At 46.2% G+C, this 25229-nt stretch carries 20 protein-coding genes, 4 tRNA genes and 1 pseudogene; 13 read left to right on the top strand and 12 right to left on the bottom strand.

All coding sequences use genetic code 11. The features are described 5' to 3' along the window. Nucleotides 1–359: 359 nt before the first annotated feature. The 4 genes from ACERC5_RS05670 to ACERC5_RS05655 all read left to right on the top strand — a co-directional run bounded on the left by ACERC5_RS05670 (nt 360) and on the right by ACERC5_RS05655 (nt 689). A tRNA-Gly gene (locus ACERC5_RS05670) sits at nt 360–431 on the top strand. Nucleotides 432–444: 13 nt separating this feature from the next. Next, nucleotides 445–528 (top strand) — tRNA-Leu (locus ACERC5_RS05665). A 9-nt stretch (nt 529–537) separates the two neighbouring features. Continuing rightward, nucleotides 538–611 (top strand) — tRNA-Arg (locus ACERC5_RS05660). Between the two features lie 4 nt (nt 612–615). Further along, nucleotides 616–689, top strand: a tRNA-Pro gene (locus ACERC5_RS05655). 358 nt (nt 690–1047) lie between these two features. Here the strand turns inward: ACERC5_RS05655 and ACERC5_RS05650 are convergent. From ACERC5_RS05650 to rplS, 11 genes and pseudogenes are all read right to left on the bottom strand, one after another. Next, entirely contained in the window at nt 1048–2226 is a 1179-nt protein-coding gene (locus tag ACERC5_RS05650) for an acetyl-CoA C-acetyltransferase (RefSeq protein ID WP_373658948.1), read from the bottom strand. Then, on the bottom strand, nt 2223–3230 hold the full coding sequence (gene fni / locus ACERC5_RS05645) for a type 2 isopentenyl-diphosphate Delta-isomerase (protein ID WP_373658949.1): 1008 nt from the start codon (nt 3228–3230) through the stop codon (nt 2223–2225). The genes ACERC5_RS05650 and fni overlap by 4 nt, the downstream gene beginning before the upstream one ends. Next, a complete protein-coding gene (locus ACERC5_RS05640) occupies nt 3223–3762 on the bottom strand; it encodes a GNAT family N-acetyltransferase (RefSeq protein WP_373660362.1) in 540 nt (179 codons plus the stop codon). Before ACERC5_RS05640 ends, fni begins: the two co-directional genes overlap by 8 nt. After that, nucleotides 3755–4744, bottom strand: coding sequence for a phosphomevalonate kinase (locus ACERC5_RS05635; RefSeq protein ID WP_373658951.1), 990 nt, complete (start codon nt 4742–4744; stop codon nt 3755–3757). The genes ACERC5_RS05640 and ACERC5_RS05635 overlap by 8 nt, the downstream gene beginning before the upstream one ends. Beyond that, nucleotides 4741–5664: a diphosphomevalonate decarboxylase gene (gene mvaD, locus ACERC5_RS05630; protein ID WP_373658952.1), complete on the bottom strand. Its 924-nt coding sequence runs from the start codon at nt 5662–5664 to the stop codon at nt 4741–4743. Before mvaD ends, ACERC5_RS05635 begins: the two co-directional genes overlap by 4 nt. Further along, the gene (gene mvk, locus ACERC5_RS05625; protein WP_373658953.1) at nt 5646–6524 is read right to left on the bottom strand and encodes a mevalonate kinase; all 879 of its coding nucleotides are present in this window, start codon (nt 6522–6524) and stop codon (nt 5646–5648) included. Before mvk ends, mvaD begins: the two co-directional genes overlap by 19 nt. A 132-nt stretch (nt 6525–6656) precedes the next feature. Beyond that, nucleotides 6657–8006 carry an NADP-specific glutamate dehydrogenase gene (gene gdhA, locus ACERC5_RS05620; protein WP_373658954.1) on the bottom strand — a complete coding sequence of 450 codons (1350 nt, stop codon included), beginning with the start codon at nt 8004–8006 and terminating at the stop codon, nt 6657–6659. Between the two features lie 168 nt (nt 8007–8174). Continuing rightward, on the bottom strand, nt 8175–9170 hold the full coding sequence (locus tag ACERC5_RS05615; protein ID WP_373658955.1) for an NAD(P)/FAD-dependent oxidoreductase: 996 nt from the start codon (nt 9168–9170) through the stop codon (nt 8175–8177). Nucleotides 9171–9872: 702 nt separating this feature from the next. Continuing rightward, nucleotides 9873–10586 (bottom strand): annotated as a pseudogene (gene trmD, locus ACERC5_RS05610) (tRNA (guanosine(37)-N1)-methyltransferase TrmD); the annotation flags it as partial. Beyond that, nucleotides 10576–11094, bottom strand: coding sequence for a ribosome maturation factor RimM (rimM, locus tag ACERC5_RS05605; RefSeq protein ID WP_373658956.1), 519 nt, complete (start codon nt 11092–11094; stop codon nt 10576–10578). The pseudogene trmD and the gene rimM, both read right to left, overlap by 11 nt. 161 nt (nt 11095–11255) lie before the next feature. After that, a complete protein-coding gene (gene rplS, locus ACERC5_RS05600; protein ID WP_018367386.1) occupies nt 11256–11603 on the bottom strand; it encodes a 50S ribosomal protein L19 in 348 nt (115 codons plus the stop codon). A gap of 348 nt (nt 11604–11951) precedes the next feature. Between rplS and glmS the strand changes: the two genes are divergently transcribed. Continuing rightward, nucleotides 11952–13766, top strand: a complete 1815-nt coding sequence (glmS, locus tag ACERC5_RS05595) for a glutamine--fructose-6-phosphate transaminase (isomerizing) (protein ID WP_373660361.1) — start codon at nt 11952–11954, stop codon at nt 13764–13766. A 105-nt stretch (nt 13767–13871) separates the two neighbouring features. Here the strand turns inward: glmS and ACERC5_RS05590 are convergent, their stop codons facing one another. Then, nucleotides 13872–18881, bottom strand: a complete 5010-nt coding sequence (locus ACERC5_RS05590) for a S8 family serine peptidase (protein ID WP_373660360.1) — start codon at nt 18879–18881, stop codon at nt 13872–13874. 708 nt (nt 18882–19589) lie between these two features. On the opposite strand from ACERC5_RS05590, the gene ACERC5_RS05585 reads away from it, so the two are divergent. The 8 genes from ACERC5_RS05585 (at nt 19590) to ACERC5_RS05550 (ending at nt 25228) form a co-directional block, all read left to right on the top strand. Further along, complete coding sequence (locus ACERC5_RS05585; protein ID WP_373658959.1) at nt 19590–20147, top strand: GNAT family N-acetyltransferase; 558 nt, start codon at nt 19590–19592, stop codon at nt 20145–20147. Beyond that, nucleotides 20140–21423: a CBS-HotDog domain-containing transcription factor SpxR gene (gene spxR / locus ACERC5_RS05580; RefSeq protein ID WP_373660359.1), complete on the top strand. Its 1284-nt coding sequence runs from the start codon at nt 20140–20142 to the stop codon at nt 21421–21423. Before ACERC5_RS05585 ends, spxR begins: the two co-directional genes overlap by 8 nt. 93 nt (nt 21424–21516) lie before the next feature. Beyond that, nucleotides 21517–22377 carry a methionyl aminopeptidase gene (locus tag ACERC5_RS05575; protein WP_373658961.1) on the top strand — a complete coding sequence of 287 codons (861 nt, stop codon included), beginning with the start codon at nt 21517–21519 and terminating at the stop codon, nt 22375–22377. Next, nucleotides 22377–23282 carry a YihY/virulence factor BrkB family protein gene (locus ACERC5_RS05570; protein ID WP_373660358.1) on the top strand — a complete coding sequence of 302 codons (906 nt, stop codon included), beginning with the start codon at nt 22377–22379 and terminating at the stop codon, nt 23280–23282. Before ACERC5_RS05575 ends, ACERC5_RS05570 begins: the two co-directional genes overlap by 1 nt. A 3-nt stretch (nt 23283–23285) precedes the next feature. Further along, the gene (locus ACERC5_RS05565) at nt 23286–23999 is read left to right on the top strand and encodes a pseudouridine synthase (RefSeq protein ID WP_373660357.1); all 714 of its coding nucleotides are present in this window, start codon (nt 23286–23288) and stop codon (nt 23997–23999) included. Between the two features lie 9 nt (nt 24000–24008). After that, nucleotides 24009–24335 carry a hypothetical protein gene (locus ACERC5_RS05560; RefSeq protein WP_373660356.1) on the top strand — a complete coding sequence of 109 codons (327 nt, stop codon included), beginning with the start codon at nt 24009–24011 and terminating at the stop codon, nt 24333–24335. Continuing rightward, nucleotides 24332–24706 carry a DUF1722 domain-containing protein gene (locus tag ACERC5_RS05555; protein WP_373658966.1) on the top strand — a complete coding sequence of 125 codons (375 nt, stop codon included), beginning with the start codon at nt 24332–24334 and terminating at the stop codon, nt 24704–24706. Before ACERC5_RS05560 ends, ACERC5_RS05555 begins: the two co-directional genes overlap by 4 nt. Continuing rightward, on the top strand, nt 24707–25228 hold the full coding sequence (locus ACERC5_RS05550) for an N-acetyltransferase family protein (RefSeq protein WP_373660355.1): 522 nt from the start codon (nt 24707–24709) through the stop codon (nt 25226–25228). Nucleotide 25229 lies beyond the last annotated feature (1 nt).

The raw sequence follows: 25229 nt of genomic DNA, 5'->3' as shown, positions 1-25229 counted from the left end.
TCAACAATTTGTTGCTTAAAGTCATCACTAAATTGACGACGGATTTTTCTAGACATAGAGTTCTCCTGTTTTCTTTAGTGTAGAACACTTTATAAATTCTGTCTAGTTTAGTGTAACCGATTCATTTCATACTCTTAAGTGGTTAACTTTATTTTAGGACTTGCCAAGCTAAATATTTTAGACTTTTTTCAAAAAAATATTGACAATTCATTTCCTATGTGTTAAACTATAATGGTTGGTGAAACATCTAAAAATTATGTTAGNCTAAATATTTTAGACTTTTTTCAAAAAAATATTGACAATTCATTTCCTATGTGTTAAACTATAATGGTTGGTGAAACATCTAAAAATTATGTTAGGCGAACGTAGTTCAGTGGTAGAACACCACCTTGCCAAGGTGGGGGTCGCGGGTTCGAATCCCGTCGTTCGCTTTCTTTGTATGAGGCTGGGGTGGCGGAACTGGCAGACGCACAGGACTTAAAATCCTGCGGGGGCAACCTCGTACCGGTTCGATTCCGGTCCTCAGCATTTTGATAAGCACCCTTAGCTCAATTGGATAGAGTACCTGACTACGAATCAGGCGGTTAGAGGTTCGACTCCTCTAGGGTGCATTTTCGGGAAGTAGCTCAGCTTGGTAGAGTGCTTGGTTTGGGACCAAGATGTCGCAGGTTCGAATCCTGTCTTCCCGATGAAGAAGTTTGTAAATGCTAGGCGATTGTCTAGTTTTTTTATCGTCTTAAAACAAGACGAGATAAAAATTACTCTATTCAGAATATTTTTTGATAATTTGACAAGCCAAGGTGGCAAGATAGAATGAATATCTAATTATATTTACCTAAGACAAGACTTCTCGCTCAGTAGTGGTTTAACTGGTTACATGTCATCATCTGCTGAATAGATGCACTTACTCTGTCACATAATCTTCATTCAATGTCAATCGCCTGACATTTAGCAATGCTTAATAGAGCTCAAGAAGTAGAAAAAACTCATCAAACGGGATACTAATAGAATCTCTTGATGAGTTTTTAATTTCATTAGTGGTTTTGCTTATCGCTCAACTAGAAGCGCTGTTCCCATACCACCGCCGATACAAAGGGTAGCAAGCCCACGTTTGGCATCACGTTTCGCCATCTCATGCAGAAGGGTGACCAGCACCCGTGCACCAGATGCCCCGATAGGGTGACCAAGGGCGATGGCACCGCCGTTGACATTGACGATGTCTGGGTTGATGCCAAGTGCTTGGTTGACGGCGCAGGCTTGGGCGGCAAAGGCTTCATTGCCCTCTACTAAGTCTAAATCGGCCACTGCCCAGCCTGCCTTGTCCAAGACCTTCTGGCTGGCAACAATGGGACCACAGCCCATGATTTTCGGATCCAGCCCAGCATTAGCATAGGCAGCAATACTGGCCAGAATAGGCAAGCCCAGCTCCTCTGCCTTGTCACGGCTCATAACAACGACAACAGCCGCTCCATCGTTGATTCCAGAAGCATTGCCAGCTGTAACCGTACCGTCGGGTTTGTAGGCTGGACGGAGCTGACTCAGTCTCTCCATAGTAAGGTTGGCACGCGGATGCTCATCCTGATCAAAAATTATCGGTTCACCACGACGTTGAGGGATGTCAAGGGGAATAATCTCATCCTTGAAACGACCAGCTGCAATGGCAGCCAGCGCCTTCTCCTGAGAGCGGAGCGCAAAAGCGTCCTGAGTCTCACGGCTAATCTGATACTGGTCTGCCACGTTTTCTGCGGTGATGCCCATATGGGTTTGGTCAAAGGCATCGGTCAGACCGTCCTTGAGCAAGGTATCGACCATTTGGACATGACCCAGACGGATCCCCCACCGCTGATTGAGGAGGACGTGAGGCGCTTGGCTCATGCTTTCTGTACCGCCAGCGATAACGATGTCAGCATCCCCCAGACGAATCGCTTGAGCCGCCAGTTGCACGGCCTTTAGACCTGAACCGCAGACCTTATTGATGGTCATAGCAGAGCTGGTCACTGGCAAACCTGCCTTCAGAGCGACTTGTCTGGCGAGATTTTGTCCCAGACCAGCCCCCAGAACATTGCCCAAAATCACTTCGTCAACGGTCTCAGGTGTTAGACCAATCTTGTCCAAGGCACCTTTGACCACTGCGACGCCTAGGTCAACAGCTGATAAGTCCTTGAGGCTACCTCCAAAACTACCGATGGCCGTCCGAACGGCAGCAACGATGACTGCTTCTTTCATCTTTTCTCTCTTTTCTGATAAGTATTCTTCAAACGACCGTGGCAGAGGTAGTCAATGGTCTTGAGGTCAGCGACAGTTCGACAATTCAGCGCGCACATGATCAGGCGTAAATCGTCCTTCCAACCCTCGACGATTGCGATGACCTCTTCAAGCGGCTTGGTCTCAATCAGCTCCAAGACGGATCGAGATAAACCGACCGCCTTAGCTCCCAAGACCAGGCACTTGACCATATCCAGTGGATGTCTGACCCCACCAGATGCCAAAATCTCCACCTCATCGGTCAAATCTTGCAGGTTGAGCAGGGTCTGCACCGTGCTCTGCCCCCAGTCGTCCAGATAGGCACGATGCCCACCACGCTGGTTCTCAATATAGGCAAAACTCGTCCCCCCACGGCCTGAAATGTCGAAGGTCTTGACACCCATATCCCTAGCACGCAGCACCGTTTGTCGATCCATGCCAAAACCGACCTCCTTGAGGACGACAGGCACTGGTAACTTCTGAACAACAGCCGCTAGGTTGCTCGGCCATTGGGCAAAAGCCCGCTCCCCTTCAGGCATAAGCAGCTCTTGCATCAGGTTGACATGCACCTGAAGAAAGAGGGGCTCAACCGCCTCGACAGCTTGACGCGCCAAGGCGTAGGGCTTGTCAATGCCGATATTGGTGGCCAATAGCAGAGCTGGATGGCTGGTTTTGGTCGGAAAACTGTCGTCATTAGGGTTTTTAAGGGCAGCGCTGTAAGAGCCCGTCACTAGGAGAAGCCCACAGCGCTCTGCCAACTCTGCGAGTTTCAGGTTGATAGCCTTAGCCCACTCGCTCCCTCCGGTCATAGCGTTGATGTAAAAGGGAACCTCCCACTTGCGCCCAGCAAACTGGGTCGTCAGGTCAATATCTGCCAAGTCGACATCAGGCAGGGAGCAGTGAATCAGTTCCAGCTCATCGAAGCCATTATAGGGCGACTGATAAGCTAGCGCATGCCTGATGTGATCATCTTTACGATTACTCATGGGGTACCTCAATCCAAAAACGTTTTTTACGGCTGCCATCATCAGGGTCCTGATAGGTGTTCTCATACTGCCCACCACAGGCCAGGATGGTCTTTTCAGATCCCAGATTGGCCTCATCACAGGTGACCAAGACACGGTCAAGCCCTAACTGACCAGCCTCAAGCAGAGCCAGTCGCAACTGCTCCTTGGCGTAACCTTGCCGCCGTTCCTCTGGGTGAATGGAATAGCCGATATGTCCAGCAAAGTTAACCAGAAAAGGCTGGTCTAGAGAGTGCTTGATATTGCAAATGCCGACCATTTTCTGGTCTGATTGACGGAGGCATAGAAAGGTGGACGAAGGGACACGGCCTTGCTCAACACCTGCTGGGGTGGTGATGGCAGCGACATGACGCAACCAGTCCTCTAAATCCGACAGGGTTTCCAAGCGTGCCCCACCGTGGAGGTGTTCTCCTGATTGATCAAAATCTGCTCGATAAGCCAAAATCTGCTCACCATAAGCTGCCGATGGTACCACTAATGTCAACTCACTCATCAAACCTCTCCTTATAAATCAACTGAATGCCCTGATCTTCCCAGCGGTCAATCAGGGTCTGGCTGTCCGTCTCATCAAACACAAGGGCAATCCCACAATCACCACCTCCTGCTCCGCTGGACTTGGCAACGGCGGATAGACCAGTTGTCGCTTGACACAAACGCTCAAGAGCTGGGGTTACAATGGCTGGGTGCAAAGCGCTCAGGAGCTGACCCGCTTGTGCGAGTCGGGTCATCACCCCTGTCTTATCCCCAGTCGTTAATGCTTGGTAAAGACCGTCAACTGTCAACCGACTAGCTGCTAAGAAGTCAGGCGGGATAGCGGACTTAACCTGATTGACCAAGTCGCTAGAAATGGCAGGTTGGCCTGTCCAACCGACCAAAAAGTCCGCTGCTAGCGCTAAGCGCATCGGTTTAATGACATAGCCCCAGTCGGCTGATAGTACTTCTGACAAGGGCTGATGCGCCAGCCAGTCTGCAACCTGCTGGCGGTCAAAGGACTGATAATAAACCCAGTCCTCATAGGCGATACAGGCCAAGTCACCCAGCGACCCATTGTCTCCACGCTTGAGGAGGACAGCCGCTGCTAAACGAAAGAGCAGGTCTGCTGACAAGTCTAGGGCATAGAGCTCTGCCATGGCTCGCAGGGCTAAAAGCACCACCGCCCCAGAAGACCCGATACCGAGCTTGCGACCATCACGCGCCATCTGGCTGGTAATGGTCAGAGCAAATGGCCGCAAAGGCTGCCCCAGATAAGCTTCAAACAACGCAATCGTCTCCTGAATCAGAGCGTAGTTGCAATCAGGGGTCAAATCCACCCCATAATCAAAAAGGTCAGACCGTAAGGCAAACGCCTCCGCCCAGTCGATGGTTGCCGTCATGCCAATAGGAATCGGCACCAGCAAGGCTGGTTGACCCGCCGTCAACACGGCATACTCCCCCGCCAAATAGAGTTTCCCGCAGGTGTGAACTGTCCGTGTCATAGGCGCTTGGTCCTCGAGACAATCACCCGATAGTCCCCAGCGAAAATCGCCGCCAAATCCTCCAAATCCTCCTCGCGGCAGAGAACCTTGACATTTGGGCCAGCGTCCATGGTGAAATAGCAGAGCCAGCCTTGTTGACGCAATTCTAGCACCCGCTCCATGGCGATGTAACTGTCTTCAGTCAGGTAGGAGAAGGCAGGAGTAGCCGTCCGTGTGGTGGCATGCATGGCCAGAGCATTTCGCTCCGTCAATTCACCAACTTTTTCAAAATCATTAGCTTCTAGGTGCTGTAGCATGGCAGTATAGTCGTCTTCAGATTGTCTGACCCAGTCCGCCCAGTTGGTCGAGGTCTCCACACAGCGCTTCATGCCCTCACGGCTGGATATTGTTTTTTTTTGGTCGTTCAAAACCAGCATAATCATGCCCAATTTCAAGTCCGTCTGCACACGGAAAATCTCCCCAGTGTCCTTGTCCCAAGCCGCCAAAGGGCCAAAGAAGGACCTAGCTGACGAACCTGAAGCAAACTTAGCCACCTGAGCTAACTCTGCCTGACTGAGCCCTGTCTCAAAAAAGTCAGCCGCTGCTTTAACCAAGGCCGACAGACCAGACGAACTCGACGACAAACCAGCTGCTGTCGGCATGTTATTGTGGGTATCAATCCGTACAAAAACTGACTTGTCCTTGCGGAACAAGTCCAAGACCTGGCTCATCTTGCTCTGCTCAGCTTCATCTTGCAGGACGCCGTTGATATAAAAAGCATCTCGGTCTGACACCGACAGGGTCGTCTCGGTAAACATATTTTCCAAGGTCAGGGAAATACTGCTGGTCGCAGGTCGCATGCTTGCTGCGTCCGCCTTTCCCCAGTACTTGACGATAGCGATATTGGCGTAAGATTGCACGCTTACAGGTTCTCTATCCACGTGTTGACAGCTCCTTTTTCTCTTAGGTTTTGGGCAATGGCTTGCGCAGCCTCATCAGTATCGGTCAGGGCAATGACACAGCCCCCGAGACCGCCACCGCTCATCTTGGCACCAAAGGCACCCGCAGACAAGGTAGCCTCGACCAGCTGGTCCGCTTCTGGACAGGAAACGCCTAAGGCGGCCAGTTTGCGGTGAGCTTGGGTCATCAATTCCCCCAGACTAGGCAAGTGTCCTTCAGGCAGGCGCTCTAAAAAGCTTTGAGCTAGACCACCAAGGTCTGATAGCATAGGCAAGGCAGTCTCACCTTGTTTGGCAATCCATTGAACCGCCTGACTGGTATTGCCATAAACACCCGTATCCGCAATAATCAAATGGGCTTTTAGACGAACTGGACAAGGAGAAAAGCCCTGACCACGTTGGTAACAAATAGGCATATCGCTTAAGCAAGTCTTAGCATCCAGCCCAGATGGGTTACCGTGAGCCACCTGCTCTGCCTTGTTGACCAAATCCTCCAGTAGTTCATCTGATAAGGGTTGATTATAGTAGTCAAAAACCGCTCGAATGACGGCAATCGCTACCGCTGCTGATGACCCCATGCCACGTTGCTCTGGGATGGCTGAATTGACCGCATAAGCAATGCGAGGCTCTGCGATGTCTAAAACCGTCAATGCCACTGACAGTGCTGTATCAATCGGATCCAGCGGGTCGATGACTACGGGCAGATTACAAGCGGTGACCTGACAAATGGCTGTCACTCGAGGTAAGGGCAGGGCAAGAGCGGGATAGCCATAGACCACCGCATGCTCACCCATCATAATAATCTTACTGTGGGCAAGACCCACACCGACTGTTTTTTTCATCTCTTCTATTTTAGTATAAAATGCCTGAAAATGCGATTATTTTTTGCTGGGTAGACTAAATTTCAGACCTTAGCCTGATAGGCGTCAAAAAAAAAAAAAAACTGGGGTAACCCAGTTTTTTTTTTTTTTGACTTAAATCACACCTTGAGCGGACATGGCTTCAGCCACCTTGAGAAATCCAGCGATATTAGCTCCAACGACCAAGTTACCTGGTTGTCCAAATTCCTCAGCAGCAGCGGCAGCATTCTCGTAAATGGTTTTCATGATGCCATACAGTTTCTCATCGACTTCCTCAAAACTCCAAGCCAGACGTTGGCTATTCTGGGACATTTCAAGCGCAGATGTCGCAACACCGCCTGCATTGGCAGCCTTGGCAGGTCCAAAGAGTACGCCATTTTCTTGGAAGGTCGTCACAGCCTCAAGGGTTGACGGCATGTTAGCACCTTCTGCAACAGCAATGACACCGTTGGCAATCAGGGTCTTGGCATCGTCCTCATTGAGCTCATTTTGAGTGGCACATGGGAAGGCAAGGTCAGCTTTAACGGTCCAGATTGTTGACTCTCCAGTCGGCACAAACTGGGCTTCTGGATGATAGTCGAGGTATTTAGAAATCCGCTCGCGTTCAATTTCTTTTAAGCGTTTCAAGGTCTCAAGATTAATCCCATTCTCATCAATGATGTAACCAGAGGAGTCGGAGCAAGCAATAGGTTTAGCACCTAGTTGATACAATTTCTCAATCGCATAAATGGCGACATTACCTGAGCCCGAAACGATAGCTGTTTTTCCTTCAAAATGATGACCGATAGATGCCAACATTTGCTCTGCAAAGTAAACTGCTCCATATCCTGTAGCCTCTGTTCGACCAAGTGAGCCACCGTAGGTCAGGCCTTTCCCTGTCAAGACACCATTTTGGTAACCGTTGAGGCGTTTGTACTGTCCAAACATGTAGCCAATCTCTCGCGCGCCAACACCAATGTCCCCTGCTGGCACATCTACATCTGGACCGATATGACGCTGTAATTCAGTCATAAAGCTCTGAGTAAAAGCCATTATCTCACGGTCAGACTTGCCTTTAGGATCAAAATTAGATCCCCCTTTACCGCCCCCAATTGGCAGACCAGTTAAAGAGTTTTTAAAAATCTGTTCAAAGCCCAAAAATTTAATGATGGACTGGTTCACTGATGGGTGAAAACGTAAGCCTCCCTTGTAAGGACCGATAGCTGAAGAGTACTGAACTCGATGGCCACGGTTAACTTGAACCTGACCTTGGTCATCAACCCATGGCACACGGAAGGAGACCACGCGTTCAGGCTCAACCAAACGCTCCAAGATATTGTCGTCAATGTATTGAGGGTATTTGTCAAAAACAGGAGCAAGAGAGTCAAAAACCTCCTCAACTGCCTGCAAAAACTCCGCTTCATGGGCATTATCTGCCTTTACCTGTTCGAAAACACGCTTCACATATTCTTGTCCTTTTGTCATTTGTTTTCCTTTCGTTTTCAAGAAATTTCAATATATAAAACAGTATAAATTTTCTGACTAATTTTGTCAAGGCATTTTTTGAAAAAAATTAAAGCAAATGAAAAAAATACCCCTTAAATCTCAATTTAAGAGAGAAAGTGGGTATGTTTAGTGTATTAACCTAGCTGCCTAGTCCTTAATCAAGGATGTCGAGTGAACCGCACGATTATCTCGGTCAGGATAGATGTAGTTGAGGGCTTGACTGACTGCCAGAGGTGCTTCGCCAAATCCTGTCGCAATCAAATCAACTTTGCCTGGGTAACTAGCCGCATCACCAACAGCGTAAATTCCCTCTTGGCTGGTCTCTAAGAGCGGTGAGACCAGTAGGCTGGAACGTTTGCTGTCTAATCCCCATTGTTTGAGGTTCTTGTTTGAGGTCGCAAAGCCAAAGCTGACAATCAAGCTATCTAGAGGGATATCAACTGTTTCATTTGATTTGACCTTTTGAATGGTCAGTTGTCTGACCCGTTCGTCATCTCCTGTTAAGGTTAGTGGGACATAGGGTGTCATCAGACGGACGCTTGACTGCTGGAGTAACTCCACGCTGTGTTCGTGGGCTCTGAAAGCCTCCCTACGATGAATAAGTGTGACTGATTTGGCAATAGTTTCTAAAGCCAAGGCCCAATCCACCGCTGAATCGCCACCGCCACAGATGACCACATCTTGTCCAGCAAACTGGTCTAACTGGCGGACATTGTAAAACAGGTTGGTGTCTGCGTAACGCTCTTCACCCTCAAGTCCGAGTGGTCGAGGTGAGAAAGCACCATTGCCACAGGCGATGATGATACTTTTGGCCTCATGCCGACCCTTGCTGGTCGTCAAGGTAAAGTGGTCGCCAGTCTTGTCGAATGACAAAACTTCCTCCTTGAGGCAGTAAGTCACGCGGTCAGTAAAGCGTTCCAGTTGCTGGAGAAGCTTGGCTGTCAAATCACCTCCAGAAATCTCAGGGTAGGCTGGGATATCATAGATGGTCTTCTCAGGATAGAGAATGGCAGGCTGTCCCCCCAGCTCTGATAGGCTCTCGATAACCTTGACCGTCGCCCCACGCAGACCGGCATAAAAGGCGGTAAAGAGTCCCACAGGACCTCCTCCGATAATCGCAATATCAACAATTTCTTGTGTCATGGTACTCCTTTTTTAATCGGCTTCACGCCGATTGGTGATATTTTTTTGGAAATAGCTGATCAGTCCTGCTCGGCAACCTTAGGCATCTGATGAGGGTAGGTTAGTCAGTAGGCTATGGACATCCTGGGCGCCTCTGGCATCATCTAAACTGGAGAAGAGCGCATGCGCTTTTTCAAGATAGTCTCTATTTGAAAGAATTTCACCCAAGCCTCGATAGGCACAGGCCTGAGCAACGACATCGTCTGTCTGGAGAGCATGGTCAAGGCTTTTGTGCATGATGGTCTCAGCTCTGCCATTGTCGCCCAAAAGACAGGTCAGATAGCCCACTTCATAGAGGTGAACCGCCCAAATCAAGTGGTTTTTACGAAAATGCCTGCGAATCAGCTGCTCCTCATGTGCCAACTGCTCTTGAGCAGCCGTGTAATCCCTTGCCATACGGTAAACCATGGCTAGCTGATGATAGGCTTGGTGCTGATGGCTATGATTCTGCTCTGCCTGAGCCTTATTCAGATAATGCTGGTAGCTAGCCAAAGCAGCCTCTGTCTGTCCCAGCTCAGCATAGACATAACCGTAGGTTGAAAGATAATCATAATAGGCTGAAGAACGCTCAGGCACTTCGAGACGATCTAGCAGTGCCAAAGCTCCCTGTAAATCCCCCTGATCCATTAGATCAAAGGCTTGGTAGATGGACTCGCGCCATTTTTCTGACTGAATCGTGTCTAAAATCTGAGCCGTTTCCTCCGTCATCTGATACTGTGCCAACAAATCTGGTCGGCGTTCCAAGGTTTTTTTCAGGGACTGCTCCAAGCGCCAGAGGCGAATATTCTCATGGTGACCGCTCATGAGGACATCAGGCACTACCATACCACGGAAATCATAAGGGCGGGTATACTGAGGGTATTCCAAGAGACCTGATGAGAAACTGTCGTCTTGGTGACTGGCTTCTTTGCCAATGACCTCTGGAATCAAACGCACCGTCGCATCCACCATAGTCATGGCGGCTAATTCTCCGCCCGTCAGGACAAAATCCCCCAAGGAGACCTCATCGGTCACCAAGGTCTTGATCCGCTCATCATAGCCCTCATAATGCCCACAGATAAAAATCAGCTGCTCTTCCTGAGCCAGCTCCTCTGCAAAGGCCTGGTCAAATCGGCGACCAGCTGGGTCCAATAAGAGCACACGCGGTTTTTCTCTCTTCTCCAAAACCTCGATGCAATCAAAAATCGGCTGGGCACGGAGCAACATACCCTGACCACCCCCGTAGGGCTCATCATCGACATGACGAGCTTTTTCCGCATAATCTCGAAAGTTATGGTAACGAATGTCCAAAATCCCCTTATCCTTGGCCTTGCCAACGATGGAATGCTCCAAAGGCGCAAACATCTCTGGAAAAAGGGTTAAAATATCAATCTTCATCGTCCAATCCCTCTAGCAACTCGACATCCACCCGACCGGCTGCGATGTCAACCTTGAGCACCACTGGTGGAATGTAAGGCAGCAATAAGTCTCGCTTGCTTTTACGCTTAACCACCCAAACATCATTGGCACCCGGCTGGAGAATCTCCTTGATTTGCCCAATCAAGACATCGCCTTCGTAAACATCCAGACCGATAATCTCATGGTAGTAAAAATCGCCCTCTTCCAAATCAGAGAGATGTTCTTCTGCGATTTTGAGGGTATACTCCTTGTATTTCTCAACCTCGTTGATGTGGTAGAGCCCCTTAAACTTGATGATATCAAAGTTCTTTTGCTTGCGGTAGCTGGCAATTTCCACCTCCATGACAAAGTTGTCCTTAGGATCAAAAAGGGCTAACTTACTGCCTTTTTTGAAACGTTCTTCTGCAAAATCCGTCACAGAAAGGACACGCAGATCCCCTTGTAAGCCTTGGGTATTGACAATTTTTCCGACGTTAAAATAATTCATGAGTTCTCCAATTTGATTTTTTATCTATTTTACCATAAAACAGGCAACTATGCAGGACATACTGATTACACTTACCTCTATTGGACATATAAAAAACTACTCTTACTTAAGCAGCAAGAGTAGTTGTCCAGAGCAAATCTACAGGACTTGCTTTGACCGCCTTAACGACGGATTTCTTTGATACGAGCAGCCTTACCTTGAAGGGCACGCAAGTAGTAAAGTTTCGCACGACGGACTTTACCGTGGCGGATAACTTCGATTTTGTCAACACGTGGTGTGTGGAGTGGGAAAGTACGCTCAACTCCGATACCACCAGAAATCTTACGAACCGTATACATTTCTGAGATACCTTGACCTTTACGAGAGATAACAACACCCTCGAAAATCTGGATACGCTCACGAGTACCTTCGACAACTTTCGCGTGAACGCGAACGGTGTCACCAGGACGGAAAGCAGGGATATCAGTACGCAATTGACCTTCGGTCAAACTTTGAATTAATGGATTCATGTATTTACTCCTATCTTTGTCAATCATAGGTGCTTTTAAACCCAGCGGATAAACTGTATTTTTGTGCGTCCATTACACACATCGTCTATTGTACCACACTAACAAGTAGTTTGTAAAGGTATGGAATTATTTTTTTCTCAGTAGAATGAGTGATGGTTTATTTTAGGAAATGAGGACAAGACTTAGAAAAAGTACAAACTATCAAACTTATGGTTATTTTATAATTTGACGCTCAAAACCTGACTAGACCAATTTTTTTGTTGACTTCTAAAAAATAAAGTGATATGGTTGTTTAGTGATAAATGAGGTCTGTAAATCTGACTAGACCAATTTTTGGAGGAAGAGAACATGTGTGGAATTGTCGGTGTTGTTGGCAATAAAAATGCAACAGATATTTTGATGCAAGGTTTGGAAAAGCTGGAATATCGCGGCTATGATTCAGCTGGGATTTATGTGACATCCGGAGCTGATCAATCACGGTTGATTAAATCAGTCGGTCGTATCGCCGATTTGCGTGATAAACTGGGCATTGATATTCAAGGGACAGCAGGGATTGGTCACACCCGTTGGGCGACTCATGGGAAGCCTAGCGAGGTTAACGCCCACCCTCACCAGTCAGAAGATCAGCGCTTTACGTTGGTGCACAACGGTGTGATTGAGAACTATAAAGAGATTAAGGAGACTTATTTAGCGGATCACCAGTTTCTTGGGCAGACGGACACGGAGATTGCAGTGCACTTGATTGGGCATTTTTCCCAACAAGGTTTCTCAACACTAGAGGCTTTTCGTCAGGCCTTAAGCGTGATTGAAGGTTCATACGCCTTTGCGCTGATGGATAAGGCTGACGCAAGCACCATCTATGTGGCTAAGAACAAGTCGCCGCTCTTGATTGGTCTTGGTGATGGTTACAATATGGTTTGCTCAGACGCCATGGCGATGATTCGTGAGACCAGCGAGTACATGGAGATTCAGGACAAAGAGCTGGTTATCGTGACCAAGGACAAGGTGACAGTCTCAGACTATGCTGGTCAGCCGATTGAGCGTGCGAGCTACATTGCTGAACTGGACTTGTCTGACATTGGCAAGGGCACTTATCCCTACTACATGCTCAAGGAAATTGACGAGCAGCCTGCTGTCATGCGCAAACTTATTCAAAATTATACGGATGAGTCAGGTCAGTTAGTCGTTGACGAGGCGGTTATCAAGGCTGTTCAGGAGGCAGATCGCCTCTACATCATCGCAGCAGGGACATCTTACCATGCTGGTTTTGCAGCGAAGACCTTCTTAGAAGACTTGACCCAGACACCTGTTGAGTTGGGTATTGCTTCAGAGTGGGGATACCACACGCCTTTGCTCAGTCAGAAGCCACTTTTTATCTTCATCAGTCAGTCAGGTGAGACGGCTGATAGCCGTCAGGTCTTGGTCAAAGCTAACCAGATGGGGATTCCTAGCCTAACCGTGACTAATGTCCCAGGATCAACCTTGTCTCGTGAGGCAGACCATACCTTACTTCTCCATGCTGGACCTGAGATCGCAGTAGCATCGACCAAGGCTTATACAGCTCAGGTGGCGACCTTGGCGATTTTGGCGACAGCGGTTGGTCGGGCGATGGGCAATATCCGAGCAGAAGCCTTTGATGTGGTCAGAGAGCTCTCGCTGGTTGCCCAGTCTATCGAGGCCAGCCTGTCAGAGAAAGAAGCAATCGCCAGCAAGGTGGAGCAACTCTTGTCAACCAGTCGGAACGCCTTTTACATTGGTCGCGGCAGCGATTATTACGTTGCCATAGAGGCCAGTCTAAAGCTGAAAGAAATCTCCTACATCCAGTGCGAAGGATTCGCTGCTGGAGAACTCAAGCATGGGACTATCTCCCTCATCGAAGATGGCACACCAGTCATCGCTCTGCTATCTAACAACAAAACGGTGGCTAGCCATACGCGTGGTAATATCTCAGAAGTTGTTGCTCGTGGAGCCAGTGTCCTAACCATCGCAGAAGAAGGCGTAGCACAAGCTGAAGATGATATTGTCGTGACGGCGGTGCACCCCTACCTGTCACCGATTGCCATGGTGATACCGACCCAACTGATTGCTTATTACGCTTCCTTGCAACGGGGCTTGGACGTTGACAAGCCCCGTAACCTGGCTAAGTCTGTCACTGTTGAGTAAGAAAATAGTATGTCTGTTTATCAGTCGTGTGACGATTTTAACAGACATACTATTTTTACATGGGTTAATCTTTCGTACCGGGACTTTTAGCCGCTACTCAGGTTCTTAATGAAGGCTGTTCTTTTTGCTCAGTTTAGCTTGTCTAAAAGCAAGACTGCTCGACATCAGTAAGCTTAAACCACCTAAGACATTCCAAAACGCTGATTGTTCTCCTGTTTTAGGTAATTTTTGGCTAGTGGAGAGTTGAACTGTGAATTCGGAAGTTTTACGACGGTTAACTTCTATATGCTTTTCTTGGCTAAGGGGAGCGCTTAGCTGATGCAGTTGTTGTTCTTGCAGAGCTGATTCGTTACGAGCATTAGTGGTTCTTGAATCTGATTGGATGTCCCGTGTTTTTTGGACCCCAGCATTTTCTGTACTAATTTCTGGTATTTTATTAGTTTTAGAGTTGTCTTCGTGGTTTGTTTTTGGCAATTGTTCTTCTAATACCGTTACTGTAAACTCTTTTTCTACTGTTTGTCCATACTGATCTTTCAAAATGACCTTGAAGGTTACTTTTCCTTTTTTGCCGTATGCAATAGGAACGCTCCATTCAGCGGTAACACCTTCAGGTAATTCCAAGAGACCGTTCAAATCATAAGTCTCAGAAATGTTGATCGTTTCTTTTCTCAATCTTGCGTTCAGGTGTTTATCGCTTACCACTGTAAAGGTGAAATCTCTTTCGTTGACTTTACCATTTCTAAACAGTCTGACCCTAGCAGTTACTTGCTCTGGTTTTGAACTATCTGGAACCGTAATCGGACGAATTAGAGTAGCACTGACATCTTTATGTAAATTTAAGATCTGGATGATGTCATTAAGCTCATCTTTTTTGAAAATTTGTTTGGTCAATTTAGCTGTGATAGATGAGTCTTGGTTAGAGGCTAATTTAGCGGTTAAAACTTGGGTTGTCTGGCGACCAAAAATGTCTGACAAGGCAATTGTTGTTGTGACTTCACCCATGTCACTAATTGATGTTTCAAGAATGTCAGCCTTAGCATGCTTAGGAACATCAATCAGTTTAGTTATCGTTGTCAACTCATCTGCTGTGATGACTTGCTTTTTCAATGTCGCTGTTAGACCAAATGGTTTTTCACCGATGACGTGCGTTTCTTCCGCAATATTCCCAGCCTTATCAACTGCTTTAATCCGAACGACATAAGTATTAGGGGCTTCTTCCAGTTTATAATAGTTTAAAGGCTTTTCGCCGTAAAAGTCAAACGGTTTACCATTGATGGTGACGATGTTGTTAGGGGCTGTTTCGTCCCAACTCAAAATATTATCGTTTAGTTCGATTTCAGGAATATCTGTTTCGGCCATCGTTGGCTTTAAGTTGGTAGTGATTGTTGGGGCTTGATTATCCTCTTTAACTGTTAATCTGATTGTTCGCGCATTTTCTTGATCATCCATCAGTTTGATTTTGATTTCATCATCTTTTTTTACAGTTAATTCATGTTTGAACGGTTTCTCATTATCACCCTCTTTTTGGTATTGGTGATGGGTTGCGATATTGTTGCCGTTTACAGTCAATACCCATTTTGGACCATTGTCTGCGACGGTTCCCTCCAAAACAACACGTCCATTTCGAGCATAGATAATGCCCTCGATACCAGTTAATGCACCATCAGCCATATTGTCTTTTTCATCGTCTAAATCAATCTGATTTTTCAACTGCAAGCGTGGCGCGTGCTCATCGTAGTAGAGGATATTGCCTTCTTCCATGACTAATTTATCGTCTTTATCATAAATTTTGATATTGATGATGTTAAAGCCTTCTTTGATGAGGACGGGAAAGTCTTTGTAGCGGTATTGCCCAGTTGCTTTGAATCGTTTGCTAAATATTGGAGCATAGTCTTTTGATTGTCCCATCTCGGGATCTGTTGCACTTTTGTTAGTTGTGGTTACGACAGCATAGTGCCCATCTTGGATAGCCATATTTAAATCATAATAAAGCTTTCCATCGTGTTCGTTAATTTTATTTTTTCCAGTAAAGCTACCATACATGGACCAGTTGAACATGTTGATGTAGGCAGGTTGGTCTTCAGCCACTTTTTCTTCATGAGGTTCTGGCTTGATATCCTGATCAAAGAGGGATTTTATGGCTTCGTCTAACAGTGACAATCTACGGCGAGGTCGGCCTTTCTCTTCGTTTAGAATAAATTCTTTTTCTTCCGATGGGTTGCCGGCAAAGTCCATAGCCCGCACTCTCAACCGATAAGCGTTCAATTTATCAACATCTTTGATTTCATAGGTATTCTCTGCGACTTTATCTACTGCAACACTTTGACTATCAGCCATGGCAAGTACTTTCCAAATCTTATGATTATCGGTGGTTTTGATGGTGACTTTGCTCTTATCTTCGCTTAATTTAGCAGTTAAGGTAGGATCAGTATTATCTATTCTAAATGGCAGATACATTGTTTGAACTGGAGCTGTATCGTGGATTTTGGTTCGGATACGGTAGTAGTATTGCCCTTCTGGAACAGTATCATCGTCTCCAATCTCAGGATTATAAACTTTCCCTTCCCACCTAAGGTCGGCCTCTATTGCAGCATTTGCAGCGTTAGCGTGGTTAGCCTCGGTCAACGTGCTGTAGAATAACTTACGTTTGAAATGTCCTGTTTTAACAACTTGTAGCACCTTACTGTTTTCTTCTTTTCCATCAACGATGGCCACTTCGTAATCCCGAACATTTCTCAAGAATGATAAACGAGGAACAACGTTCCGACTACTTGCTTCAGAAGTATCATGGCGGTTGGTAAAGGCGATGTTATCAGGGTTTGGAATATCACCTTTGTTTTCTACACCTTTTTCAAGGTAACTAACAACATTATGTCCTTTTTTACCGTCGTAAGCTGTGAAGATACCGGTTAGCCCAGCTTGGTTAGATTTCTCCCATCTAGGGGCATCAATCGCAGCCTCAGCACTCCAATCTCCCTTGAAGCCAAAGTAAGGTAAGGAGAGTTCAGGCTGAGTTTTATCTTTTGGTACAAAGTAAATAAAGCCTTCAACAAAATCATCTTTAACCTGTCCAGTTTTCAGTTTGAAAGTGACAGTTGCAGAACTATTTGGCTGAATTAGTACCTGGTGGTCACTGGTTAACTCCCCGCCATCAACTGCTATAGGGTGAACTTCGTTAATATGTTCTGTAAAGATTCCTGTCTCATCTTTGGTGAAAATGGAACTTGTAGCTTCGCGCTCAGTTTTAGTTTTCTTGATAACAGTCTCAGACAGAACTTTACTGTGTTTGATGTCAAATTGTTGCGCAGTATCTCCAAAATTGTATAAGGTTGCGGTAAATGTCACCTCATCAGATTTGATTTCTTTCAAGGTGACAACGCCTTTTTTGCCTGTTCCAGTTGCAAATACTTTGGTGGATAAAGCGGCATCAGCATCAACTAGACCAGCACCTTGTACTCTTGGAGAGTATTCCAAATCACCAGTAGTTGAACCGAGATCTTTTAGAGGCTTAGCAGTGTTCATGAGCAAGAGCTTGTTAAGCTCTACATTTGAAAATCCTTTGTAAAATCCTAGGCGCTCTTTGCTGCCAGTGATTCCTTTAATTTTATCGGAAAGGAGCGTGCTGACTCCTGCAACATATGGAGATGACATAGAAGTTCCTGACATCACACCGTAACTGCCATCGTTAAAGGTCGAACGAATGTCTTGACCTGGAGCAACTAAATCAGGCTTGAGTTCTAAATCGCTGGTCGGTCCCCAGCTAGAAAATCCTGCAATGCGGTCATGTTGTGAGAGCACATAGGGTGATTTTTCGGTAGTGAATCGAAGCTTAATGTTTTTTGTATCACCGATATTAGCGATTGGTTTGACTAATTGTTCACCAGCTTTCCCAGAAACTGAGACATACCAAAAATCAGAAGTTCTAATATGTTCGTAGGACGTAATGAATTTTTCTCGGTAATCTTCACGGCTAGCATGTAGAGGAGCATTGATCAGAATAGCCCCAATAGCTCCAGCATCTTTTAGGCGTTCAGCTTTTTTATAAACAGCATCTTCACCACGATAGATTAAGGCAACCTTTCCTTTAAGCTTGTCTCCTAGTGTGTCAACATCTTTTTGCGTAGCAAGGTTAGCATTAATCAGTTCAACAGTCTGTTCCTGTCTTGGTTTGAGGCCTTGGGTGGCTTTTCCGACATTCCAATGTGGGTAAGATTCCCCATCGACAATCATGTTTTCTGCGTACAGCACCTTGTTTTGAACAGCTCCAACGCCGATAGCTTGAGGAGTTGCTGCAAGAGCAACCATGGCGGCACTATCTTTCATCGCTAAACCACGGTTAGCATAATGGTCATAGGTACTGCTAGAGGTAGAAGAGGAGTAATTTCCGATTGAGGAGACAATAACAACCCCTTTATCCACCGCATTTTTGATTGTTTCACCATGGATATCTCCAGGTAATCCAGAACCCTCAAGTCCCAGGCTTAAGTTAACCACATCTGCCCCGTGTTCAACGGCATCATTGATTGCGTGATCCACTGCATCGTTTGCTCCTGGAGAGATTTTTTGAGTACTGTCAGAAAAGGTTTTATAGCCGAGCAGTTGCGCATTTGGAGCGACACCGACAACACCGTTAGGGTCTTTACTGTTTCCTGCTAAGATACCTGCGACATGCTGTCCGTGAGGGTCTGGAACATCATCCCTTAGTCGAAAATTCCCCTCAGTATAGTTATAGCCGTGAGGAATTTTAGCGGTAAAGTCGGTGTTCCCATCTTTATTCTCGGACGGTGTTATTTTGCTAGAAGAAATAGCGTCATCGTCTAATCTCAAGTCTGGGTGATTGGTATCGACTCCGGAGTCAACCAGTGCGATAATTTTGCCCCGCCCATCGACATGGTGTTTTTTACGAATATCTTTCAGCTCTTCTAACGCCTCTTTCAATGGTGCTTGATCAGAAGAGGCTTTATTTAGTTCTGACTCTTCCTTGTTTGGAGTATTGGCTTGTCCAATCTCGTTATTGATCAGAGGTTGTTCAATTTCATCAGCCCATGCCAAGGATGTGCTAGCGCTTCCGATTACAACAGATGTTGCAATTGCAACGGATATTTTTTTATTCATGATATTCTCATCTTTCTAAGTACCTCCATTCACAGAATAAATTAAGATGATTAAGATTAAAAATTAAGAATTAAATTCCCTTATTCACAACAATTTTATTAAGTCTATTAAAACGAGGGTCTCTTAATTAGACGGGATTGTTCTTCTTTGTGCAGTGTTTTATGGCATTTCTTCGGAACTAGAGGGGATATAGCGAAGTTCAGAAAATATAGCATAATTGTTTACTGGAGTTAAGAAAGGACATATCGTTGAATTAGGAGTCAATGTTCGCCCAAGAAAAGCAATCAGGACATATTTTAGACCGAAAACCGCATATTAAAATAGATATTTCGCATAAAAACTACCCGAAAAGCTTATTCGAACAGTGTTCTAATATTCTCAATGAGATCAAAGATAAATAGAGCAAAAAGTTACCTCTTTAACTAATAGCAAGTGCAGCACTCAATTGATATTGTTTAGAAAGTGACTAACTTTTATGCAGGGAATCTGCTTTCTCTAGTTGCTCTCGTGATCTAGATTTAAGGTGTGAATATCGGATACAATCATATTTTACTAATAAGTTATTTAAATTGTCAAGTTTTATTATTCTAACAATGTACCAGAATAGCGGAACGAGTTTATAATTGTATCGACATTTTCTACTGCGTTTTCCCCTAAATCCGTCACCAATTTAGCCAAGATAGGGTTTTTATGCTATACTAGACAGAGATGAAGAAGATTTGGACAGCACTGGCAAAATATGCCAGCTTTGAAACCGCTGGATTGGTCTGTCGACCAATCCGTTTTGAGGATAGAGATGCCTTTTATGAGATGGTCAGTGTTCCTGACAATGCTCGCTTTATCCTACCCTTAGTTACCTCGCAAGAGCAGAGCGATGAGCTGCTGGTGCAGGCCTTTATGACGCGACCGCTAGGGATTTGGGGCATTTGTCAGAAACCGACAGATGAGCTTATCGGGCTGATTCGCTTGGATCGTTTAGATGTAAACAATGGCCGAGCTGAACTGGGCTACCTGCTCAAGCAATCCAAGTGGGGTCAAGGGTTGATGACGGAAGCTGTTAAAACCTTGACCTTTACAGCCTTTTATGAAATCAGGTTAAAGGAGCTCATCATCGTCTGTGATATTGACAATAAAGCCAGTCAACGTGTCGCTGAAAAAGCAGGTTTTCGCCTCATCAAGCGTCACCGTGGTAGTGACCGCTATACACATCAGATTAGAACCTACCTAACTTATCAACTCACATCGGGAGATTATCGCTATGAGTAAGCATCAAGAGATACTGATTTATCTGGAAAAATTACCCGTCGGTAAACGGGTCAGTGTTCGGAGCATTTCCAATCACCTCAGGGTCAGTGACGGAACCGCTTATCGTGCCATAAAAGAAGCGGAAAATCGCGGTCTGGTTGAAACAAGACCACGAAGTGGGACCGTTCGTGTGGAAAAGAAAACCAAGGAACGCTTGGATCGCTTGACCTATGCGGAGATTGCCAGAGTCAGTGATTCAGAAGTATTGGCGGGGCACTCGGGTCTGGGTCACGAGTTTAGCAAATTCTCGATTGGTGCCATGACGCGGGACAATATTCTTCGTTATTTGGTGAAGGGTGGGCTCTTGATTGTTGGAGATCGCGAAGCGATTCAGTTACTAGCCTTAGAAAATGCTAATGCCATTCTTGTGACAGGGGGCTTCAAGATTTCAGACCGTGTGATTGATACATCAAACAAGCTCGGTATTCCTGTCATGGTGACCAGCTATGATACATTTACCGTAGCGACCATGATCAATCAAGCCCTATCCAATGTCCGTATCAAGACGGATGTCAAAACTGTTGACCAAATTTACCAGTTCAAAAATGACTATGGCTGCTTGCTGGATACCGACCATGTCAGTGATTACATCATGATGCTCAAGCACCATAACCATGTCCGATTTCCGGTTGTGGATAAGCACGATACGGTACTTGGCGTCGTCAGCATGCGCGATTTAGCTGGTAAAGATGGCGATATCAGCATTGCCGAGGTCATGTCCAAAGACCCTGCTGTCACCACGCCAAATGTCAGTCTAGCCACCATCAGTCAGAAAATGATTTTTGAAGATTATGACATGCTACCAGTGGTTAACGAAAACCATAAACTGCTAGGTGTCGTGACCAGACGGCGGGTCATGGAGAGCTTGCAAGATAGTAAAAATGCCAATCTCCATACCTATAGTGAGCAGATTGTGTCCAATTTGAAATTAGAAAACGACACTTATCAGTTCGCTGTTGAACCAGCCATGGTGGACAACTCTGGTAACCTTGCTCAGGGCATTTTAGCAGAACTCATCAAAGAGGTTGTTCACCGCCGCTTAATGTCTAAAAACAAGAAAAACATCATCATTGAGCAGATGGTGATCTATTTCCTTCAGTCAGTTCAAATTGACGATGTCCTTACCATCGTACCAAACATCATTACTGAAACGAGACGCAGTGCTGCCATCGATGTCGAAATTCACCTCAACAGCCATGTTGTCGTCAAGGCACTGGTGACCAGTAAGATGAGCTAGGCACCTGCTGATATTTGGCTAAAATTAGTCAGCCACATCAATAAAAGAGAGGGGCGGATGGCCCAATCTCCGTTATATTTAGAAAGAGAATTTATGATTACTTTAAAATCCCAACGAGAAATTGATGCCATGGATCGTGCTGGTGACTTCCTAGCCAGCATTCATATCGGTCTGCGTGAGATTATTAAGCCAGGAGCAGACATGTGGGCTGTGGAAGAATATGTTCGCAAACGTTGCAAGGCGGAAAATGTATTGCCGCTGCAAATTGGTGTGGACGGTCATGTCATGGACTATCCTTATGCGACCTGTTGCGGTCTCAACGATGAAGTTGCGCATGCTTTTCCGCGTCACTATATTCTAAAAGAAGGTGACTTGCTCAAGGTTGATATGGTCATGAGCGAACCTTTGGATAAAAGCGTTCTTGATGTCTCCAAACTAAACTTTGACAATGTTGCTGAGATGAAAAAGCACACCCAGTCCTATAAAGGCGGTTTGGCAGACTCTTGCTGGGCTTATGCGGTCGGTCAGGTATCTGATGAGGTTAAAAACCTGATGGCAGTCACTCGGGAGTGTCTTTATGTCGGGATGGAACAAGCTGTCGTTGGCAATCGTATCGGGGATATTGGCGCAGCCATTCAGCAATATGCTGAAGAACGTGGCTACGGTGTGGTGCGTGATTTGGTCGGTCACGGTGTCGGTCCAACTATGCACGAAGAGCCTATGGTACCGCACTACGGTGTGGCTGGACGAGGCCTGCGCCTCAAGGAAGGGATGGTCTTGACTATCGAACCGATGATTAACACAGGCACTTGGGAGATTGATACGGACATGAAGACAGGTTGGGCGCACAAAACCTTGGATGGTGGCTTGTCCTGTCAGTATGAGCACCAATTTGTGATTACGAAGGACGGTCCTCGCATCTTGACCAGTCAGGGTGAGGATCGTACCTACTGATGCTAAAAGAACGATTTCAAACGTTAAAAGCCCACCCTCTGGTTCAGAAGTTTATCAGTCACTACCAGAGTGCAGAGATTGATTTGTCTAGCATTGCAGTTGCCTATTATTTATTATTGACACTTTTTCCCTTACTGGTACTGGTGGCTAATATTTTTCCTTATTTCAACATTGATACCGCTGATTTACTAACCTTTTTACGGGAGCAGTTGCCTAAGGAACTCTATGATATTGTTGCTGGTTTAGTGGAAAATATTTTCAATCAACCTCTGACAGGTTTGGTTTGGCTGTCTTTGGCGACTGGTTTTTGGACCATGTCCAGAGGATTTTTCTTCCTGCAAAAGGCAGTCAACAAGGCCTACGATAACAGTGAAGAGCACCGAGATTTTCTATTGGGGCGCTTGATAGGGCTCTTGTCAGGTGTTATTCTCATTGTTTTCCTAGCTCTGGGTATCGTCTTGTCTACCTTTGGGCGCAGTTTGCTGGATTTGCTCCACCAGCGTTTTGCTTTAGTGACAGAGCTCTATGAGCTTCTGGGGATCTTGTTGCAACCCATGGTCTGGCTTGTTTTTGGGATTGCTCTTCTTATTTTGTACTATCTTTTGCCCAATATTCGGATTACCAAAAAGCGCTATTTACTCCCTGGAACGCTCTTTACCAGTTTTGTCTTATTAACAACAACTAACCTTTTTGGGACTTATGTCAGTCAGACCATCATGCGGATGGAGAATTTGCGATTTCTTGGTTCTGTGGCACTTTTTGCCCTTATGATGTGGTTTATTCTCTTTAGTCAGGTTTTGATTTTTGGGGCAGTCTTGAACGCTTCCTATCAGGCCTATCGCGAAGGGGAACTGATTCCTAGACGAGGAACTGTTAAACAGCTGGTTACAGGGCAAAAGGAGTAGGGGATGCGTCTGGATAAATTTCTAACAGAAGTCGGTTTGGGCTCTCGGACAGAGGTCAAGACCTTGCTTAAGAAAAAACTGATCACGGTCAATGGTCAGGTCATCACTTCGCCCAAGGAACAGGTCGATGAGTTAGCTGATCAGGTCTCTTATCAATGGGAGCCTCTGCTCTATGAGGATTTGGTCTACTACCTGCTTAACAAGCCTGCAGGTGTCATCTCAGCGACTGAAGACAGCAAGCAACGGACGGTTTTAGACCTGCTGGATGACACTGCTCGCCACAAGCAGGTCTTTCCTGTCGGTCGTCTGGACAAGGATACGACAGGCCTCCTGCTCTTGACCAATAACGGACAGCTGGCACACGCTCTGCTGTCCCCAAAAAAACACGTCGACAAAACCTATGAGGCAGATGTAGATGGGCTAATGGATGAGGATGACGTGGCGGCTTTTGCGGCCGGCATTACCCTTAGTGACCACCAGTGTCTACCGGCGGTTTTGGAGTTGTTGGACATGGCAGAGCAGACCAGTCGGGTGCGGATTACCATTCGAGAAGGGAAGTTCCATCAGGTCAAGCGCATGGTGGCTAGCCGTGGCAAGACCGTGACCGGTCTCAAGCGCCTCAGCATGGGACCATTGAACCTGCCTGATGACCTGCCTGAGGGGGCTTATCGTCGATTGACCGCAGACGAAGTCACAGCGCTTTTAGCGCTAGTGTAGGAGGTTATCATGTTTTTGGAGATGTTTCTGGAATTGCTGGCGGACCTATCTGTACTCTTTGTCGAAGATGTGGCGGCAGATCGCCCAACACCGTTGTCATGGCTAATGTATGCCTTGGCTTGGGTGATTTACCTGCTTCATCTCTGCCTTTTGGCTGTTCTTGCTCTTGCTACTGTTTTGCTGATTCGAACTGAGCTGATTGAAGCAGAGCAAGTGGCATTGATTGGGGCAGGTCTCATCTTGTTGTTTGCGACTGTTTTTTGGTTGTTGCGCTGCTTGAGGTTGACCAGACTAATCTGGCGAGCAAGTGTGCTAAGGTTGAGGAGGAAGAGATGATGACATCCATTCAAGCCCAGTGGGCTTATCATAAGTACTGGGTCATGGGACACTCGCAAGCTCATTACAATGCTATTCGCCTGCTTTTTAAGGGCAATGACTGGTCGGCAGATAAAGAAAAGGATTTTTATCGCCTCTTGGCTGAAGCGCAAGCCATTGCCCCGACAGGGGCGACCCTGAGGACTGCCTACCAGCACATCTGGGGTTATTTTAAGAAAGTAGCCAATGATGAAGAGCGGGATGCCTATAAGGAAATGATTGGGGACGAGACGACCTACGAGGAGTTGGGTGAGTTTTTGGTACAGATGATTGAGAATTACCAGCCTAAGCATTTGGTGAATTCTAAGTTTTACGAGGATGGGGGATTGTAGATGGGAATGGTCAGTTTGCGTTTGGCTAATGAGCGGGATAAGAAAGCCATTTTGTCTTTGATTGCTCAGTTTTGGCTGGTTCATAATCAGGAACAGGTGGCCGATGAGGTGCTGTTAACACACTATCAGACTTGGACAGGGCAAGGGCATTTGTTTTATCTGGTGTCTTATGGTTCAGAACTTATTGGTTTTGCCCATCTGGGTGCTCGAGATTGTGCTATTGATTGGCTGGAAGATTTTTTTATTCGTCCTGACTATCAGGGACGAGGTTTTGGGCGTCAGGTCATGAGACTCTTGGAAGAAAAGGTTAGGGCTTACTCTGCCTCGCTTTATATTGAAGTGGCGGCGAGAAATCTGGCGGCCATAGACTTGTATACATCATTAGGCTATGATTGCTTGAATACTCTTACTATTCGTAAGGATTTTCAACCAGAGGTTTTTGATACGGTGCAGACGGCGTTCATCGCTGGACATGAGTTTGTCATTAGGCGGTATAAAGACACGAGAAGGGACGACAATTAAG

Source organism: Streptococcus sp. E24BD, assembly GCF_041807825.1.
GTDB classification, from domain to species: Bacteria; Bacillota; Bacilli; order Lactobacillales; family Streptococcaceae; genus Streptococcus; species Streptococcus entericus.
Note: the sequence above shows the minus strand (reverse complement) of the source record. Positions and strands in the feature narration are given on the sequence as shown.